Origin of the sequence: Haloferax sp. Atlit-48N (assembly GCF_003383015.2) — an archaeon.
GTDB lineage: Archaea > Halobacteriota > Halobacteria > Halobacteriales > Haloferacaceae > Haloferax > Haloferax volcanii.
The window spans coordinates 681333-698461 of the sequence record NZ_CP137689.1; the positions used below are offsets into that span (position 1 = coordinate 681333).

Consider the following 17129-nt stretch of genomic DNA (forward strand, 5'->3'; position numbering starts at 1 on the left):
TGACACACCGACGAACGCCGCCAAAGGTTGAAGTGCAAGGAAATAGACAATATATAAATGCGATGAAACGGCCTACCCGCCAGCGGGAGCGTGAGCACGACCGGACTCGATGGGGAGACGAGTCACAGGACGACGAGACATCCGAAGAAGAGTTGGACCTCGACAACCTCGACCCCGAGGAAGTCGTTCGGACCGGCGACGGCGAGTTGATTCACGAGGAGACCGGCATCATCATCGAAGAAGAGCGCATCGACCCCGGCCCGGAGTGGCGGGCGTTCAATCACTCCGAGCGGCAGTCGAAGTCGCGCGTGGGCGCGCCGACCACGCAGACGATGCACGACAAGGGGCTGACGACGACCATCGACTGGAAGGACAAAGACGCCTACGGCCGCTCTATCTCCTCGAAGAAGCGGTCGCAGATGCACCGCCTGCGCAAGTGGCAAGAGCGCATCCGGACCAAGGACGCCGGCGAGCGCAACCTCCAGTTCGCCCTCAGCGAAATCGACCGCATGGCCTCGGCGCTCGGCGTCCCCCGGTCGGTCCGGGAAGTCGCCTCGGTCATCTACCGCCGGGCGCTCAGCGAGGACCTGATTCGCGGCCGCTCCATCGAGGGCGTCGCCACCTCGGCGCTGTACGCCGCCTGTCGGAAGGAGGGAATTCCCCGTTCCCTCGAAGAGATTTCCGAGGTGTCGCGCGTCGAGCGCAAGGAAATCGGGCGCACGTACCGCTACATCTCCCAAGAACTCGGCTTGGAGATGCGGCCGGTCGACCCCAAGAAGTACGTGCCGCGATTCTCCTCCGAACTCGACCTCTCGAAGGAGGTCCAGTCGAAGGCCAACGAGATTATCGAGACGACCGCGGAACAGGGGCTTCTCTCCGGGAAGTCGCCGACCGGCTTCGCCGCCGCCGCCATCTACGCCGCGTCGCTTCTCTGCAACGAAAAGAAGACCCAGCGCGAGGTCGCGGAGGTCGCGCAGGTGACGGAGGTCACCATCCGCAACCGCTACCAAGAACAGATCGAAGCGATGGGCATCCACACCTGACGGTCGCCCGCGCGAGTCGCATCCCTTTCTGATCCGGACCCGTCGCCGAAGGTTCATATCCGCGGGCGACCCACGTCCGGTGAATGCGGCTCGACGAGTACATGGACATCGAGCGGGACGAGCGCGCCGAGCGGCGGCGACTCGCCGAGGAGAAGTCCTACGGCATCCTCGACCACCTCGAAACGTTCCAAGACCGGTTCGAGGAGACGGTGCAGGGGGACTCGCTGTACGGCGGCGTCTCCCCGTCGATTTTCGTCGGTCGGTCGAACTACCCGAACGTCTCGACGGGCATCCTCTCGCCGGTCGGCCACGACGAGGACGCCGCCTCGTTCGAGACGAGCGCCGCGTGGTACGACGAGGGCGTGAGCATCGACGACGTGTTCCAGCGGCGCACCTCGCTTCTGAACTCGAATCGCGGGACGAAGGTGACGAACGTCGCCGACTCGTGGGACGGCTTCCTCGGGACGCAACGCGAGGTCGCCATCGCCGACCGTCCCGTGACGGTCGAAATCGGTCTCGACGGGAAGCCGTCGCTCGACCTCGACGCCAGCGCCGACGACGTGGCGACCCCCGTCGGCCCGCGGGCCCGCGCCCGGTCGGCCGACCTCGCGGAGAACCCGCACGTCCCCAAACTGGTGCAAAAGACGCTCGAAGACGACGACTGGAACGCCGAGGGCGCGATGACGTATCTCTACCGCCGCGGCTTCGACGTGTACGACATCAACACCATCCTCTCTGCGGGCGCGCTCGGCCAGACCGAACAGCGCCGGCTCGTCCCGACGCGGTGGTCCATCACCGCCGTCGACGACACGCTCGGACAGTACCTCCGCGGGCAGGTCAAACACGCAGAGAGCGTCGACGGCGTCGAAATCTACCGCAACGAGTTCATCGGCAACGCCTTCTGGGTCATCCTCGCGCCGGGGCGCTGGGAGTTCGAACTCATCGAGCTGAAAGCGCCGGGGAGCGTCTGGAACCCCGACCCCGAGGCGGGGATGTACCTCGCGGCCGACCGCGAGGGCTACGAGGGCCGGACCGGCTACGTGAACGAGACGGCCGGCGCGTACCACGCCTCCCGCCTCGGCGTCCTCGAACACCTCCAAGAGCGCGGTCGACAGGCGAAGGCGCTCGTCATCAGACACGTCTCCGACGACTACTGGGGGCCGGTCGGCGTCTGGCAGATACGCGAGTCCATCCGCCACGCCTTCGAGGGCGAGATGGCCGACGCCGAGACGTTCGGTGACGCCGTCCGCGACGTGACGGAGTACCTCCCGGTGTCGCTCGCGGACCTCCGCCGGAAGTCCACGATGGCCGCCGGTCTCCAGACCGACATCTTCGACTTCGCCTGAGCAACTATTTTGACAGCCGGGCGATACGTTCTCGCATGGTTCCGTTACAGGTTCCCGGCGGTCCCGAACTGCTCATCATCATCCTCATCTACGGCATTTTCGCGCTCCTCCCCGTAATCGCGGCGCTCGTCGCGCTGTATCTGCTGTACAAGATTCGCGGCGACGTGAAGCGCATCGCGGACGCGCTCGACGCACGAGACGGAGTGTAAGTCGAGCCACCCGAGGGCGCTCGGTATCTCGCCTACGCGTCGGCCGCGTCGAGGTTGGCGAGCGCCTGTTCGACGAGTTCGCCCGTGTCCGCGATGATGTCGGCCATCTCGTCGTCGTCGGGTGCGATGCCGATGAGCCGGGCGACGCGCATGATGCTCAGGTGGTAGACGACCTGCTTACCCGGCTTTTCCTCCCAGATGACCACGTTGCACGGGAACAGCCCGCCCATCTTCTTGTCGGTGGCGTCGAGCGCGCGGTCCGCCATGTTCGGGTTACACGCGCCGAGGACGTAGTAGGGGTCGCGGCCGGCGTCGACCTTCTCGTTGAGCATCTCGGAGGGCGAAAATTCGGTGGCGACACCGAACCCGGCGTCGGTGAACGCCTCGCGGACGCGCTCGATTGCCGCCTCGTGTTCCATCTCGAGAACGACGCGTTCCTCGCCGATGTCTTCCGGTCTGATGGCGCTGGGGTCGATTGGGAGTGCCATGCACTTCTCTTGACTCTCCGGCGAGGAAAAGGTATGGTAGTGTGCCTACCTCACATAACCAACTCGCCGTCGCCGTCGCCGTCGCTCATAGCGGAATCGGGAGCCACTGGAGCGCCGTGGCGACTCGCTCGGGCGGGAACAGCGGCGGGTGGAGCACGAGCCAGTCCAAGAGGATGAGGCCGCCGCCGTGGGCGACGATGGAGGGGAGAATCGAGTCGCTCTCGTAGTCGACGAGGCCGAACAGCACGTCCGTCGGGGCCGACAGGAGAATCTCTATCGGGGGTTTGCCGACGTGGTGAAACGCGTAGAGAATCGGACTGATGAGGGCGCTCTTCCGACCGATTTCTCGGACGCCGACGCAGAGCAGGCCGCGGTAGTACGTCTCGGCGGCGACGACGACGAGCAGCTGCTGGGCGGCGTGCGGGAGGAAGTCAGCGAGCGCGGTCGAGGTGTGCCACATCGGGTAGTACGCCCGAATCGACGGCAGGCTCGACCCGACGAGGTAGAAGGGGAGGACGAACAGCGCGAGCAAAAGCGTGTTTCGGAGCGCCGCGCGGTCGACGTTCCAGCCGAGGTTTCGGCCGTGGGCGAGCGCGAGCGCTCCGGGTACGAGGATGAACAGGAGGGCGTCGTGGACCGCGCGGTAGGTGAGGTCGCCGGCGGGAAGCGGCCAGAGGCTCCACGCGGCCCCGACGACGCCCCCGACGATGAGGGCGCGGTAGAGCCACGGGAGGCGGGCGAGCCGGCGGCGTAACACCGCTATTCCGTCTGGACCGGGTCGCGGCCGACGATGTCGAACACGTCGTCGAGGAAGGCCTGTCGCGTGTCGAAGTAGGTCTCGTCGGCCTCGGCGAGCACGTCTTCGAGGCTCTGGGGGCCGTCGGGCGTGCGGATGACCGCGTCGCCTTCTTTGTTCAGGATGCTGCTCTTTTCTTGGGGCCACGTCAGTCGGGAGGCGACGCGCGCGAGCGGCGCACCTTCGACGGACGCGCCCGTGCCGAGTTCGACGGCGGGTTCCTCGTCTGCTTCCTCGTCAGCCATGCGCGAGGGTTAGCCACCGCGCATGATAATCCCTTCGAGATTCGCATGCGACCGCGACGCACCGCCGGCGCGCCGACGGGACGACGCGCCGATATCGATAGCCCGCGACGTGTCGAGAAGCAGACAATCGTCTGACGCATCGTTTTAGGGGCTGGTTTCGTAGTCGGGGCCATGACCAGTCTTTCGGAGGCGTACCACGGTGGCCGGGGCGGGCCGAGTCTCCGACGGCTGTCCCTGGGATTCGGGGGGTTCCTCCTCGGCGTGCTGCTCGTCGTCGCGGGCATCGTCGTCGCGACCACCGACGTGTACACGTCCGGCGGGGCGACCCTCGGCGAAGCGCGCGAACTCGGGGGCATCCTCGGAGGCATCGGCGTTCCCGCCGTCTTCCTCGGCGTCCTCGCGGTCCTCCCCGCGAGCCGTCGAACCCGCGCCGCGTCGCTCATCGGCGCGAGCATCGCCGTCCTCGGCGTCGCGCTCTTCTCGCACGCGTACCCGTGCCAGTGGACCGGCGCGACCTGCGGGGCCGGCCTCCCCGACCTCACGCTCGAAACCGTCGCCGTCTACTTCTTCGGCACGGTCACGACGTTCTGGTGTCTGTTCGTCGGCGTCGCCAACTTCAAGACGCGGAACGACCCGGGCGGCACGGCCACGGTGCAGGTGACGAAGAAGGGCGAGACCCGCGTCGTCGAAGTCGAGAACTCCGGCGGCGGCGGACTCGGCGGCATCGGCTTCCTCGGCGGCACGCCCGACGGCGACGTCCAGACGCAGACGAACCAGTCGACCTCGACCGCGAGCGCCGGCGCGACCGACGGCGGCGCGTCGACGCAGGACATCACCCCGCTCGACGTCGAGCCCTCGGCGTCGCCCTCGTCCGACGGGGCGGACGCGACTCAGTCGGCGGGCTCGGCGGGCGCGGCGACGAACCGCTCCGGCGTCGACACCGTCCAGTCCACCGAGTCCGCGCGCTCGCCGGCCGGCGCGGCCGACCACCCCGACGCCGACCGCCCGGCGAACGCCACCGTCGGCGACCGCTACTGCGGCAACTGCACGTACTTCGAGTACGTCCGCACCTCCGACGGGCTCAAGCCCTACTGCGCGGCCCACGACGAGATGATGCAGGACATGGAAGCCTGCGACGAGTGGTTCCCGCGCCGCCGCGAGTAGTCTGTCGACGACTCGGACGGCCCGTCTGACCCGACCGCCCCGACCGTTTCCGCTTACTGTTCTCCGCCGTTCAATCTCGTTTCCACGTCGCGCCAGTGGCTCCCGCGCCAGAACACCTGCCCGCAGTCCCGACACCGCCACAGCGCCGTCTCCCCCGGGTCGGGCGCGTAGTCGGGAACCGGCTCGTCGCGGCCGACCGCCTCCACGCGGCCGTTACAGACGCCACACCGCGACGGCTCCTCGTCCAGCGACACCGCGAAGCCGACCGCTTCGAGTTCGCGGAGTTGCGCGAGTGGTTCCCGCTCGGCGAGGAGGACGTTCCGCGGGGCTCGCTCGGCAAGTCGCACGTCGCGGGTGAGGAGGACGCGCCCCTCGGCGTCCGCCCGCGCGAGGAGGTTGTCGTCGCCGGGGTCGGTTCGGGGGTCGCGCGCTCCGTCCGCTCCGTCTTCTGTTTCGTCCCCGCCGTCGAGCGCGTATTCGGCGTCGTAGCCGCACATCCGCAGGTACGTGGCGAGTTTGCCGAGCATCACGTCCAGAAGGAGCGCCGTGTCGCCGGGCGCGGCTCGCTCGACGCCCGAGGCGACCGTGCCGGGGTGGCCGGCTCCAACGTCGTCGGTCACGCGAGGAAGTCGGACAGTTCCTCGACCGACCGCGCGTTCAGCACGTCAGCGGTCTCGACCCAGCCGCGACGGGCCGTGTGGACCCCGTAGCGGGCGTGGTCGAGTTCACCCGGTCGGTGGGCGTCGGTGTCGATGGCGACGGTCGCGCCCGCCTCGACGGCGATTTTGAGCGCCTCGCCGTTCAGATCGAGACGGTACGGGCTGGCGTTGAGTTCGAGCGCGACGCCGTTGTCGACGGCGGCCTCCGCGAGTCGCTCGTAGTCGAGGGGGAGGCCGGGCCGTTGGTTGATGAGCCGACCGGTCGGGTGGCCGAGGATGTTCACCGCGGGGTGTTCCATCGCGGTGACGAGTCGCTCGGTGGCCGTCTCGCGGTCCTGGTCGAGCGCGCTGTGGGGCGAGGCGACGACCACGTCGAGTTGGTCGAGCACGTCGTCGGCGACGGAGATGCCGCCCTCGGCGTCGATGTTGGCCTCGACGCCGGTGAACACCGCGATGTCGGCGTCGTCGGCGACGGCGCGGACCTCGGCAATCTGGTCGAGCAGGTCGTCGTCCGCGACGCCGACGCCGCCGACCATGCCGGGGCCGGTGGCGTGGTCGGTGACGGCGTGGTAGTCGTAGCCGCGTTCCGCCGCGGCCGCGACCATCTCAGCGATGCTGTTGTCGCCGTCGGACCAGTCGGTGTGGGTGTGGAGGTCGCCGCGGAGGTCGCCCTCCGCGAGGAGGTCCGGCAGGTCGCCGTCGGCGGCGCGCTCGATTTCGCCGGTGTCCTCGCGTAGCTCCGGCGGGACGAGCGGGAGGTCGAGCGCGGCGTACATCGACGCCTCGGTGTCGCCGGCGACGCGCGTGCCGGCCCGCGGGCCGTCGTCGGGGTCGTCCACGTCCGAGATGTCGAACATCCCGTACTCGTTCATCTTGAGGCCGCGGTCGATGGCGATGTTGCGGAGGTGGACGTTGTGGTCCTTGCTCCCGGTGAAATACTGGAGCGCCGCGCCGTACTCCGAGGGCTCGACGACGCGGAGGTCGACCTGCATCCCGTTCACCCGGACGCTCGCCTTCTGCTCGCCCGCCTCGATGGTGTCGCCGACGAGGTCCCACGCGAGGAAGCGGTCGATGACGGCTTCGGCGTCGGCGCTCTCGGCGAGCACGTCGATGTCGCCCACCGTCTCGCGCCACCGCCGCATCGACCCCGCGGGTTCGACCCGCCCGACGGCGTCGTAGTCACCGAGGTACGTGAGCAGGTCGTCGGCGACGGGCCGCGCCCTCCCGAGCAGTTCGCGGCCGGTCGCCTCGCGGGCGAACTCGATGCCGTCGAGGATGTTCGCCTCCGTCTTCGCGCCGAACCCCTTGACCGCCTGTATCTCCCCGTCGCGAGCGGCCGCTTCGAGGTCGTCGAGGTCGGACACGCCGAGCGCCTCGTACAGTTTTCCGACCGTCTTCGGGCCGACGCCCTCGACGCTCGTCAGGCCGGCCATATCGACCGGGAGGTCCTCGCGGAGGTCCTCCAACTCCTCGATGCGTCCCGTTTCGACGTACTCGACGATTTTCGCGGCGATGGCGTCGCCGACGCGGTCGATTTCTTGGACCGCGTCTTCGCCCGCCTCCGCGAGTTCCTCGACGGGCGTCGGGTGCTCGCGGACGTTCTCGGCGGCGCGGCGGTAGCTCGACGGCTTGTAGGCCACGTCTTTCGCCTCCAGCAGGTCGGCGAACTCCTCCAGCAGGGTCGCTATCTCGTCGTTTCGGCTCATCGGCCGCCCCGTTTGCCCTTGCCGCCGTCGCGGCCCAGCGCCTTCTTCAGGAAGTTCATCCAGCGCTTCTGGTCCGCGGCGTTCTGGCGGTGTTCCTCCTGTTCGAGGTCGACCGGCCGAAGCTGTTCGAGGGCGTTCAGCGCCCGGTCGATGCCGACGATGTCCTCGGCCAGTCGCCGCCCCTCGTCGTAGCTCACCTCGTTGTCCTCGATTCGTTGGAGCCGTTCGAGGCGCTCGCGGCGGAGGTTCCGCTTCGCCCGGTCGACGCGCTCTTTCTCCCCCGACGGGATGGTGTCGCGACGCTTTATCTCGAAGACGAACTGCCTGAGGTCTATCTCCTCGCCTTGGACCTCGATGCGGTCGGGAATCTGCGTGCCGACGGTCGCACCCTCCCGATTGACGCGCTCCAAGAGCTGTTTACGCTCGAACTCCTTCACGTCCTGTCGTTGTCCCGCGCGGCACTTCGCTCCTTCGCCCGGTTCGGTGTGTGCCTCGACTGGGCCACGCGTCCGGCGTCGTCGTTCCTGCGGGCCTGCTTCGACGTTGACAGGTCATCGACGGGCCAGCGCCCCGCGGTCGCCCGGAGAGATTCGCCGCTTTCTCCGACAGCGGCCGCGTCTCCGTCGTCTCTCGTCGCAAGCCCCGGCGGAGAGACGAACCTTCTTATGGTTCGTCTTGGATACCGTGAGGTATGGGTTTGTTCGACCGTCTCCGCGGCAAAGACCACCCCCGCGTCGCCTTCATCGGTATCGACGGGGTTCCGTTCACTCTCCTCTCTGAGCATCCCGACGAGTTCCCCAACTTCGCGGCGCTGGCCGACGAGGGCTCTGCGGGCGACATCGACAGCATCGTCCCGCCGGAGTCCTCGGCGTGTTGGCCGGCGCTCACGACCGGCGTCAACCCCGGCGAGACCGGCGTCTACGGCTTCCAAGACCGCGAGGTCGGCTCCTACGACACGTACGTCCCGATGGGACGCGACGTGCAGGCCACCCGCGTCTGGGACCGCGTCACCGACGCCGGCCGCAAGGCCACCGTCATGAACGTCCCCGTGACGTTCCCGCCCCAGCGCAACGTCCAGCGCATGGTCTCGGGCTTCCTCTCGCCCGGCGTCGACAAGGCCGCCTACCCCGACGACTTCCGCGACACGCTCTCCGAGATGAACTACAAAATCGACGTGAACGCGAAGCTCGGTCACGACGAGGACAAGACCGCGTTCATGGAGGACGCCCGGAAGACGCTCGACCGGCGCTACGAGGCGTTCGAGCACTACATCGACCAGGACGACTGGGACCTCTTTTTCGGCGTCTTCATGACGACCGACCGCGTCAACCACTTCCTGTTCAAGGACTACGAGCGCGACGGGAAGAACAAAGACGCCTTCATGGAGTTCTACCGCACCGTCGACGACTACCTCGGCCGCATCCGCGACGCCCTCCCCGAGGACGTGACGCTCATCGTCGCGTCCGACCACGGCTTCACCTCGCTCGACTACGAGGTCCACTGCAACACGTGGCTCGAAGAGAACGGCTGGCTCTCCTACGAGGACGACGACCACGACGCGCTGTCGGACATCGACGAGGACTCGAAGGCGTACTCGCTCATCCCCGGCCGCTTCTTCGTCAATCTCGAAGGCCGCGAGCCACGGGGGTCGGTCCCGCAGTCCGAGTACGAGGCGGTCCGCGACGAACTCAAGGCGGAACTCGAAGCGCTCGAAGGTCCCGACGGCAACAAGGTCGCAGACCGCGTCGTCGTCAAGGAAGACGCCTTCCGCGGCGACCACGACGACATCGCCCCCGACCTCGTCGTCATCCCGAACCACGGCTTCGACCTGAAGTCCGGCTTCAAGGGCCACGACGACGTGTTCGGCGTCGGCCCCCGTAACGGGATGCACTCGTTCGACAACGCGACGCTGTACGTCGACGACCCCGGCGCGGTCATCGAGGACGCCGACCTCTACGACATCGCCCCGACCATCCTCGACCTCATGGACGTCGAGTACAGCCGCACCGAACTCGACGGCGCGAGCCTCATCCAGCAGTAAGCGGTCGGCGGTTTCTCACTCTCGTTGCCGGACCGCGTTCCGAACGTCCCGTTCGAGCCGGTCGGCGTGGGTCAGTCGCAACTCCCGCGCCTCCGCGGCCGTGACCGTCTCGCGGCCGTCGATTTCGTGCGACACCGGGCTGTACGCACCCACGTCGAACCCCATCCGGTCGAGATACGACCGCACCGTCTCGGAGTCGAGGCCGTCCTCGATGGCGGCGTTGACGTACCGGAGCACCGCGTCGAACTCGGGGAGCACGACCCGGTCGTCCGTCACGCGCCCCGTCTCGCCCTCGATTCTGAGCGTCGCGTCGTCGAGACGGTGTACCACGTCGCCCACGCTGTTCGCCAGCCTGAGCGCGTCGCTCGGGAGCGAACAGTCCGGCGAGCGCCACTCGACCGTGCCGAACTCGGCCCTGAGTTGCACCGGCGTCCAAATCGCGCTCTCGGGGTCGAAGTTCGCCTCGATGGTCGCCCGGTCGACGCCCTCCTCCTCGGCGCGCACGAGGAACTCCTCGAACCGGCGTTCGAGGCGGCGCGACCACTCCCGCGTGTCGTCGGCGTAGCGCCACAGCCGACCCTGATGCGGCACGTCGTCGTAGGTCATCCGGCGGTACAGCTTCGACCGCGCGCCCGCCGCCAACCGCTTCCCGTCGTAGTACGGCGAGGAGTTCACGAGCGCCAGCGCGGGGTCCAGCGCCACGAGCGCGTTGTACTGGTCGATTTCGCGGCCGGGGCGCTGTTCGACGTGGACGTGCGTCCCCACGCAGTGCCGCGCGTACTGGAAGTCCGACCCGACGACGCGGTTCTGGATGCGCGTCCGGTCGCTCTCCAGTTCCGTCACCGTCTCGTCGCTGACCGGCGTGGCGAGCGGGACGAGTCGCTTGCCGACTTCCTCGGCCCGCGAGAGCACGTCGCCGAGCCGTTCGTACAGCTCTTTGCGCAACTCGGCCGCCGAGTCGCACGGCGTCGTCTTCACCTCCAACACCGGCTCGACGAACTCCCGTTCGGCCCCGGGTGAGGCGTCGACGAGCCCACCCGGGTCGGTGAACGACCCGTCTTCCTCGACGACCCAGTACTCGACTTCGATACTTCGCCGGAGCGGGTCCGAGGCCGACTCAGACATGGCGACTCCGGCGTTGTGCCGAGTCAGTTCTCACGTGCATCGTTTCGCGCCCCCGAGAGAAGATATTGTTAACACATACCACGGATGGGAAGGGAGACGGAAAAAGTATTCGCAGACTGGGCAGTCGTCGCGGAATCGATGGACAACCGTCTTTAAAATGACTCGTTTGTTGGTCGTTCGTGTCGCAAACGACAGGGGTCGGTTGTCACAGCAGGTCGTCGAGGTCGTCGCTGTGCCACATCCCTTTGGGGTCTTCTCGGGGTTCGGTCTCCGCCTTGTCGATGGCCTCGCGGGCGCGCTCCATGAACGACTCGACCCGCTCGGAGCGCTCGACGCCGCCGAGGAGGACGAGCGACGCGAGTCGGCCGCTCTCCAGCGGGAAGTCGCCGCCGCGGACCTGCATACTGCCGGTCTCGTCTTCGACCCAGCGACGCGCTCGCTCGACGCCCTTCCGCGGGATGGTGTCGGGCTCGCCGGCGATGACGACCAGCGCGGCGTCCGCGTCGCTCGCGTCGGGCAGGCTCGTCCCCGTCAGGACGGCCCGGCGGGTCGTGCTCATGACCGCGTTGATGTTGTCCTCGGCGTTCGGGGAGGCCTCGGCGCTCGCGTAGCCGAGCGCGGCGATACCGCCCGAACGGAGGGTGTTGATGACCTCGGAGGTGTCGACGACGCTCTCGCCGACGCCCTCGGTGGCTTCGCCGGCCGCGAGAAGCAAGCCGACGCGGCGAGCGATGGCCTCGTTGATGGCGTCGTAGCCCTCGCTCATCGATTCGCCGGCCGAGCGGAACGCGTCGTTGTCGACGAGGAGGACGGCGTCGGCCTCGCGGGCGACGGTCTTGAGCGACCGGCCGGCGTTCACCTGATACAGCGCCCCTTCGTCCGCCCCGGGCAGGATGCCGAGGACGTACACCGGCACGTCGTAGACGCCGGCGAGCGCCTTCGCGAGGACGGGCGCGCCGCCGGACCCGGAGCCGCCGCCGAGGCCGGCGACGACGAAAATCGACTCCGCCTCGGCCGTCACGCGGCCGTCGAGGGCGGACATGACCTCGGTCTGGTCCGACTCCATGACCGCGGCTCCGAGTTCGTTGTCGCCGCCGACGCCGTGGCCGTTGACGCGGTCTTGGCCGATGAGCACGGTTTCGACGGGAAGCGACTGGAGGTCCGCTTTCGCGGTGTTCACCGCGACCGCGTCGAGCACCGCGCCGAAGCCCATCTGCCGGTCGAACGACTGGAGCGCCGACGCGAGCTTCCCACCCGCCTGCCCCACACCAATCAGGACGGTTTTCATACATGATTCACTCCGGCGACCCCCTTGAACATTCCTCACATGGGGACTGTTATCTCATCTGGCTGTTCGACTCGGGTGCTGGCCCGGAGCTTTATGACGGATGGCGGGACCACGCCGGTCTATGACGACCGACCCAACTCGCTCCGACGCCGCTGTCGACACCGAACTCGGTTCGCCCGCTTCCAGCGCCCCGCCCGCGGCGGACCGTACGGCCGACCGCACCGCCGACCTCGCCGCGCGACTCGACGCGGTCGAGCGCACCATCACCGACGGCGACGCCGACTTCTCGTCGCTCGAAGACCTCGCGGCCATCGAACGCCGGGTCACCGAACTCGAATCGGCGGTCGAGTCGCTCACCGACCGCCTCGACGAGATGGACGCCGCGACGCAGGCGATGCGCGGCTACCTCGGCGGCGTCCGCGCGGTCAACGAAGACGTCGAACGCCGGGCGAACGCCGCGCTCGCCAAGGCCGAGTCGCTCGAATCGGAACTCGTCGACGAGACGGCGTCGCCCGCGCCCTCGCGGTCGACCGACGCGCTCGCCTCGGAAGCGGCGTCGCACGCCGGACGGACTACCGACGGTGGTGACGGTAGTGGCTCCCAGCGCGCCGCGGAGACCGGTCTCGGAACCGGCACCGCCACCCCCTCACCCGAGTCTCGCGCCGCTCCCGATTCCGGCGCACCCACCGATTCCCGCGGCGACTCCGCCGACCGTGGACTGGCCGCCCGCCTCCGCGACGCGCTGTGATTCGCGTCGTTCTGACGTGTCTGCTCGCGGTCGCCATCGCGGGCGTCGTTTTCCCGGCGGCCGACGCGGCGAGAGCGGACGCGACCACGGTCAAAATCGGCTCGCTGGCCGACGATATCGCGCACGCCGCCACGACGCTTTCGGCCGCGGAAGACCCGACGCCGGCCGGCGTCGCGGGCGCGCAGCGGCACGTCGTCCTCGACGTTCCGTCCGGGTCGTGGCGGGCCGCCGGTGTCTCCAACCTCACGGTTCGCGGCGGCGACGGCGTCGAACTGTCGGCGAGTGTCACCACCGGCTCGACTGTCGTCCGTCGCGTCGGCGGTCCTCGGACTCGCGTCGCCGGCGACCGACTCGCCCTCGGACCGGGCGAGCATCGACTCAGACTGACGCTCGAAGCCGCTGCGGGCGGTTCTGTCGTCGTCATCGCCCCCGCGACGGCCAACCAGTCGGCGGCGTAGGTTCAAATACCCGGACGGGACCACGACCCCGTATGCCCCTCGGCTCACCTTCCATCGACTCCCTCTCCGAAACCGTCGCCGCGGCGCTCCCGGACGCGCTCGGCGACCGGCTCGCCGACGCGACCGGCAGCCAGCGCGACTCCCGTGACTCCGCCGGCGACTGCGGCTGTGAACCCGCCTTCTCGACGCCCACCGACCGCCCCGACGACGACACCGTGACGCTCGCGGTCGACGCCGGCGACTGCCCGCACCGCGGGTCGCTCTCGACTTCGGCCCCCTGCCGCGCGGCGGTCGTCGAGGCGCTCGAAACCCGCGACGCCGACCGACTCGTCGTCCGCGCCGACGGACTCGAACGCCGGTACGACGCCGACGCGACCGGCTTGCTCGTCGCCGCCGGCCGGTTCGCAGAGCGCGTCCGCTTCCGCGACGACCGCCTCGCAGACCGCGCCCGCGAGGACCCGCTCGGAGCCGCCCACGAGGCGACGGGTCGCGCCGGGCCGGTCCGCCGCGCCGCCGTCGAGACCGGGCTCGCGGAGGGCGCGTCCCGAAGCGCCGACTACGGCGACGCACTCCGGGCGGTGGTCGGACCGACGCTCGCACGCTCTCGCGTCGACCCCCGTCCACCGGCCGACGGGCGGCTCGTCGAGGCGACCGACCTCGACACCGGCGCAGTCGCCCGCCGCTACGAGTGCCCGCGCGGCCCCGTCTACCATCTCACGCCGCCCGAATCGACGCTCGACCAGCGCGCCGCGCGGACCCTCGAAGCCGCCCACGACCGACTCGCCCGCGGCATCGTCGACGCCGGCCCCCGCGCGCCGGGTCGCGCCGTCCGACTCGCCGCGGACGCGGACGCCCCGGTCGAGACGCTCGCGGCGATTCTGGCGAAGCACACCACGGGTAACGGCGTTCTCGACGACCTGTTTTCGGACCCCGCGGTCTCGGACGTGTACGTCTCGACGCCCGCCGACGAGAACCCGATTCGCGTCGTCGCCGACGGCGTCTCGATGCCGACGAACGTCCGCCTCGCGCCCGGCGGCGCGGAGTCGCTCGCCTCCCGCCTGCGACGCGTGAGCGGCGCGTCGTTCTCCCGCGCCGACCCGACGCTCGACACCGTCGTCGAGGCCGGCGGCGCGAACGTCCGGGTCGCGGGCGTGACCGCGCCCGCCAGCGACGGACTGGGCTTCGCGTTCCGCCGCCACGACGAGACGCCGCTGACGCTCCCCGCGCTCGTCGCCAACGGGACGCTGTCGGCCGACGCCGCGGCGCTCTGCTCGCTCGCGGTCGAACGCGGGGCCTCGCTCCTCGTCGCCGGCTCCCGCGGGGCCGGCAAGACGACGTTCCTCGGCTCGCTCCTGTGGGAACTCCCGCGCGACGTTCGCACGGTGCTCATCGAGGACACGCCGGAGCTGCCGGCGTCGAGCCTGCTTGACGCCGACCGCGACGTACAGTCGCTCCGAACCGACACGACCGGCGGCCCGGAGCCGACGCCGCAGGAGGCGCTCCACGCGGCGCTCCGACTGGGCGACGGCGCGCTCGCGCTCGGCGAAGTCCGGGGCGAGGAGGCCGCCGTCCTCTACGAGGCGATGCGCGTGGGCGCGAACGCCAACGCGGTCCTCGGAACCATTCACGGCGACGGGGCCGCCGACGTGCGCGAGCGCGTCGTCTCCGACCTCGGCGTCCCGGCGTCGTCGTTCGCCGCCACCGACCTCGTCGTCACCTGCGAACACGCTGACGAACACCGCGTCGCCCGCGTGGAAGAGGTCCGCCCCGTCGGCGACGACGCGGCGTTCGAGACGCTGTTCGAACACGACGGGCGCGCCCTCGAACCCACGGGGTCGGTCGCGCGCGGCGACAGCCTCGCGGTCGAATCCCTGGCCCGCCCCGGCGAGTCGTACGCGGACGTGCTCGACGCGCTCGACGCCCGCGCCACTCACCTCGCCTCGCTCGCCGAGACGGAGCGGACGGCTCCAGACGACCTCGCCGCGGCCCGCGCGGAGCGTGGTTCGAGATGCTGAACCCGGACACGGATGCGCCCGCGGACCCCGACTCGAATCCGGCGGTCCGCACGGCCGCGACGACGCTCGCGCGGCTCTCGCCCGACTCCATCGACGCCGAGCCGAGCGACGAACTCCGCCGCTCGCTCGCGTTTCTCGATTCGGACCTCGCTCCCGAGACGGTCGTCGCCGCGGGCTACGGCGCGGCGCTCCCCGCCGGACTGCTCGGCGGACTCGTCGCGCTCGTCGCTCGACTTCCGACCGTCACCGTCGTCTTCGTCGCGCTCGCGGCCGCGCTCGGCGCGACCCACGCGGTTCACACGCTCCCGGTCTGGCTGGCGACGCTCCGCCGGACGCGGGCGCTCGGGAACGCGCCGGAACTCGTCGGCCGCATCGCGCTTCGGATGCGCATCGAGCCCTCCGTCGAGCGGGCCAGCGCGTTCGCCGCGCGCGGCGGCGACGACCCGCTTTCGACCTCGCTCGCCGCGCACACCGACCGCGCCCGCGGAACGCCGACCGCGGGACTCTCCGCGTTCGCCGACGCGTGGCGCGCGTGGTTCCCGGCGCTCGACCGTTCGACCGCGCTCTTGCAGACCGCCGCGGACGTTCCCGCCGGCGAGCGCGACCGCGCCCTCGACCGCGCCCACGAGGTCGTTCGCGAGGGAACCCGCGACCGCCTCGCCGACTTCGTCGGCTCCGTCCGCGGGCCGGTGACGGCGGTCTACGCCTTCGGCGTCCTGCTCCCGCTCGCGCTCGTCGGCGCGCTCCCCGCCGCCCGCGTCGCCGGCGTCGGCGTCACCGCCGCGCACGTCGCATTCGTCTACGACGTGGCGCTTCCCGCGTGCCTCCTCGCCGCCGTCGGGTGGGTGCTCGTCCGCCGGCCGGTCGCGTTCGCGCCGCTCTCGGTCGATGCGTCCCACCCCGCGGTCGATGACCACCGACTCCTCGGCGTCGCCGGTGGCGCGGTCGCTGGCATCGTCGGGTTCGTCGCCGCCGACGCGCTCGTCGCACCGTGGCTCGCGCCGCTCGCCGCCGCCGGCCTCGGGACCGGAACCGCGCTGTTCGTCGCGGCCCGCCCGGTCGTGGCGCTCAGAGCCCGCGTCCGCGCGGTCGAAGACGGCCTCCCCGACGCGCTCTACCTCGTCGGACGCGCCGTCAGCGAGGGCGAAGCCGTCGAATCCGCGCTCGCCCGCGCGGCGACCTCGGTCCCGGGCGAAACCGGCGACCTGCTCGACGAAGCCGTCGGCGTCCAGCGTCGCCTCCGCGTGGGCGTCGTCGAGTCGTTCCGCGGCGAGTACGGCGTCCTCGAATCGACGCCGAGCCCCCGGGTCGCGGGCGTGGCGACGCTCCTCGGCCTCGCCGCCAGCGAGGGCCGCCCCGCCGGCCGCGCCATCGTCTCGATGGCCGACCAGCTCTCCGCGCTGTCCCGACTCGACGCCGAGGCCCGCCGCGAACTCGCCTCGGTCACGGAGACGCTGTCGAACACGGCCGCCGTCTTCGGGCCGCTCGTCGCCGGCGCGACCGTCGCGCTCGCCGACGGGATGGCCCCCGCGAAGACGCTCGACCAGACCGCCGTCGCAACGCCGCTTTCGACCGCCGACCTCGGACTCGCCGTCGGCGCGTACGTCCTCCTCTCGGCGGTCATTCTGACGACGCTCTCGGTCGGCGTCGAACACGGCCTCGACCGCCACCTCGTGGCCTCCCGCGTCGGCCGCGCGCTCGTGTCGGCGACGGCGACGTTCGCCGTCGCGTTCGCCGCCGCGGGGACGCTCGTCTGAGCCGCCGCGAGTTCGTGCTGAGGTTTATATACCCGGACGGG

Annotated in this window: 17 protein-coding genes; 9 read left to right on the forward strand and 8 right to left on the reverse strand. The window is 70.1% G+C overall.

The window, feature by feature from the left end; all coding sequences use genetic code 11:
* Window positions 1-62 precede the first annotated feature (62 nt).
* The 3 genes from DEQ67_RS03785 (at window position 63) to DEQ67_RS03795 (ending at window position 2598) form a co-directional block, all read left to right on the forward strand.
* Window positions 63-1043 (forward strand): transcription initiation factor IIB, encoded by a 981-nt coding sequence (locus DEQ67_RS03785; protein ID WP_013035638.1) that lies wholly within the window; start codon window positions 63-65, stop codon window positions 1041-1043.
* An 83-nt stretch (window positions 1044-1126) separates the two neighbouring features.
* A complete protein-coding gene (gene nreA / locus DEQ67_RS03790) occupies window positions 1127-2389 on the forward strand; it encodes a DNA repair protein NreA (protein WP_006600604.1) in 1263 nt (420 codons plus the stop codon).
* Window positions 2390-2424: 35 nt separating this feature from the next.
* Window positions 2425-2598 (forward strand): hypothetical protein, encoded by a 174-nt coding sequence (locus tag DEQ67_RS03795; protein WP_199522541.1) that lies wholly within the window; start codon window positions 2425-2427, stop codon window positions 2596-2598.
* Between the two features lie 32 nt (window positions 2599-2630).
* Here the strand turns inward: DEQ67_RS03795 and DEQ67_RS03800 are convergent, their stop codons facing one another.
* From DEQ67_RS03800 to DEQ67_RS03810, 3 genes are all read right to left on the reverse strand, one after another.
* The gene (locus DEQ67_RS03800) at window positions 2631-3086 is read right to left on the reverse strand and encodes a DUF302 domain-containing protein (protein WP_115891349.1); all 456 of its coding nucleotides are present in this window, start codon (window positions 3084-3086) and stop codon (window positions 2631-2633) included.
* Between the two features lie 85 nt (window positions 3087-3171).
* On the reverse strand, window positions 3172-3843 hold the full coding sequence (locus DEQ67_RS03805) for a CPBP family glutamic-type intramembrane protease (protein ID WP_004044200.1): 672 nt from the start codon (window positions 3841-3843) through the stop codon (window positions 3172-3174).
* A gap of 2 nt (window positions 3844-3845) precedes the next feature.
* Window positions 3846-4127, reverse strand: coding sequence for a DUF5789 family protein (locus DEQ67_RS03810; RefSeq protein WP_004064895.1), 282 nt, complete (start codon window positions 4125-4127; stop codon window positions 3846-3848).
* 171 nt (window positions 4128-4298) lie between these two features.
* Here DEQ67_RS03810 and DEQ67_RS03815 point away from each other — a divergent pair, with 171 nt between their 5' ends.
* Window positions 4299-5291 (forward strand): DUF7139 domain-containing protein, encoded by a 993-nt coding sequence (locus tag DEQ67_RS03815; RefSeq protein ID WP_115802259.1) that lies wholly within the window; start codon window positions 4299-4301, stop codon window positions 5289-5291.
* A 53-nt stretch (window positions 5292-5344) separates the two neighbouring features.
* Here the strand turns inward: DEQ67_RS03815 and DEQ67_RS03820 are convergent, their stop codons facing one another.
* Genes DEQ67_RS03820 through DEQ67_RS03830 form a run of 3 tightly spaced genes read right to left on the reverse strand, consistent with a single transcriptional unit; the run spans window position 5345 to window position 8093 of the window.
* Window positions 5345-5911 carry a Mut7-C RNAse domain-containing protein gene (locus DEQ67_RS03820; protein WP_004064891.1) on the reverse strand — a complete coding sequence of 189 codons (567 nt, stop codon included), beginning with the start codon at window positions 5909-5911 and terminating at the stop codon, window positions 5345-5347.
* Entirely contained in the window at window positions 5908-7656 is a 1749-nt protein-coding gene (polX, locus tag DEQ67_RS03825; protein ID WP_115891348.1) for a DNA polymerase/3'-5' exonuclease PolX, read from the reverse strand. Before polX ends, DEQ67_RS03820 begins: the two co-directional genes overlap by 4 nt.
* Entirely contained in the window at window positions 7653-8093 is a 441-nt protein-coding gene (locus tag DEQ67_RS03830) for a DUF5788 family protein (protein ID WP_004044195.1), read from the reverse strand. Before DEQ67_RS03830 ends, polX begins: the two co-directional genes overlap by 4 nt.
* Window positions 8094-8347: 254 nt before the next feature.
* Between DEQ67_RS03830 and DEQ67_RS03835 the strand changes: the two genes are divergently transcribed.
* A complete protein-coding gene (locus DEQ67_RS03835) occupies window positions 8348-9697 on the forward strand; it encodes an alkaline phosphatase family protein (RefSeq protein WP_004064887.1) in 1350 nt (449 codons plus the stop codon).
* A gap of 15 nt (window positions 9698-9712) precedes the next feature.
* Here the strand turns inward: DEQ67_RS03835 and DEQ67_RS03840 are convergent, their stop codons facing one another.
* Window positions 9713-10822 carry a glutamate-cysteine ligase family protein gene (locus DEQ67_RS03840; RefSeq protein ID WP_115891347.1) on the reverse strand — a complete coding sequence of 370 codons (1110 nt, stop codon included), beginning with the start codon at window positions 10820-10822 and terminating at the stop codon, window positions 9713-9715.
* 205 nt (window positions 10823-11027) lie between these two features.
* Window positions 11028-12110, reverse strand: a complete 1083-nt coding sequence (cetZ2, locus tag DEQ67_RS03845) for a tubulin-like protein CetZ2 (RefSeq protein WP_004064883.1) — start codon at window positions 12108-12110, stop codon at window positions 11028-11030.
* Between the two features lie 121 nt (window positions 12111-12231).
* Between cetZ2 and DEQ67_RS03850 the strand changes: the two genes are divergently transcribed.
* Genes DEQ67_RS03850 through DEQ67_RS03865 form a run of 4 tightly spaced genes read left to right on the forward strand, consistent with a single transcriptional unit; the run spans window position 12232 to window position 17088 of the window.
* The gene (locus DEQ67_RS03850; protein WP_004064881.1) at window positions 12232-12858 is read left to right on the forward strand and encodes a DUF7310 family coiled-coil domain-containing protein; all 627 of its coding nucleotides are present in this window, start codon (window positions 12232-12234) and stop codon (window positions 12856-12858) included.
* Window positions 12855-13316 (forward strand): DUF7311 family protein, encoded by a 462-nt coding sequence (locus tag DEQ67_RS03855; RefSeq protein ID WP_115802263.1) that lies wholly within the window; start codon window positions 12855-12857, stop codon window positions 13314-13316. Before DEQ67_RS03850 ends, DEQ67_RS03855 begins: the two co-directional genes overlap by 4 nt.
* 32 nt (window positions 13317-13348) lie before the next feature.
* Complete coding sequence (locus DEQ67_RS03860; RefSeq protein WP_115860291.1) at window positions 13349-15331, forward strand: ATPase, T2SS/T4P/T4SS family; 1983 nt, start codon at window positions 13349-13351, stop codon at window positions 15329-15331.
* Window positions 15325-17088: a pilus assembly protein gene (locus DEQ67_RS03865; RefSeq protein ID WP_115802265.1), complete on the forward strand. Its 1764-nt coding sequence runs from the start codon at window positions 15325-15327 to the stop codon at window positions 17086-17088. The genes DEQ67_RS03860 and DEQ67_RS03865 overlap by 7 nt, the downstream gene beginning before the upstream one ends.
* The last annotated feature ends 41 nt before the right edge of the window (window positions 17089-17129 follow it).

What these genes read in the sequence shown, in the direction of transcription:
- nreA (WP_006600604.1), top strand. Translation starts at nt 1,127, where the DNA reads ATGCGGCTCGACGAGTACATGGACATCGAGCGGGACGAGCGCGCCGAG.
- cetZ2 (WP_004064883.1), bottom strand. Translation starts at nt 12,110, where the DNA reads ATGAAAACCGTCCTGATTGGTGTGGGGCAGGCGGGTGGGAAGCTCGCG.
- DEQ67_RS03810 (WP_004064895.1), bottom strand. Translation starts at nt 4,127, where the DNA reads ATGGCTGACGAGGAAGCAGACGAGGAACCCGCCGTCGAACTCGGCACG.
- DEQ67_RS03865 (WP_115802265.1), top strand. Translation starts at nt 15,325, where the DNA reads ATGCTGAACCCGGACACGGATGCGCCCGCGGACCCCGACTCGAATCCG.
- polX (WP_115891348.1), bottom strand. Translation starts at nt 7,656, where the DNA reads ATGAGCCGAAACGACGAGATAGCGACCCTGCTGGAGGAGTTCGCCGAC.
- DEQ67_RS03840 (WP_115891347.1), bottom strand. Translation starts at nt 10,822, where the DNA reads ATGTCTGAGTCGGCCTCGGACCCGCTCCGGCGAAGTATCGAAGTCGAG.
- DEQ67_RS03785 (WP_013035638.1), top strand. Translation starts at nt 63, where the DNA reads ATGAAACGGCCTACCCGCCAGCGGGAGCGTGAGCACGACCGGACTCGA.
- DEQ67_RS03815 (WP_115802259.1), top strand. Translation starts at nt 4,299, where the DNA reads ATGACCAGTCTTTCGGAGGCGTACCACGGTGGCCGGGGCGGGCCGAGT.
- DEQ67_RS03800 (WP_115891349.1), bottom strand. Translation starts at nt 3,086, where the DNA reads ATGGCACTCCCAATCGACCCCAGCGCCATCAGACCGGAAGACATCGGC.
- DEQ67_RS03860 (WP_115860291.1), top strand. Translation starts at nt 13,349, where the DNA reads ATGCCCCTCGGCTCACCTTCCATCGACTCCCTCTCCGAAACCGTCGCC.
- DEQ67_RS03795 (WP_199522541.1), top strand. Translation starts at nt 2,425, where the DNA reads ATGGTTCCGTTACAGGTTCCCGGCGGTCCCGAACTGCTCATCATCATC.
- DEQ67_RS03835 (WP_004064887.1), top strand. Translation starts at nt 8,348, where the DNA reads ATGGGTTTGTTCGACCGTCTCCGCGGCAAAGACCACCCCCGCGTCGCC.
- DEQ67_RS03850 (WP_004064881.1), top strand. Translation starts at nt 12,232, where the DNA reads ATGACGACCGACCCAACTCGCTCCGACGCCGCTGTCGACACCGAACTC.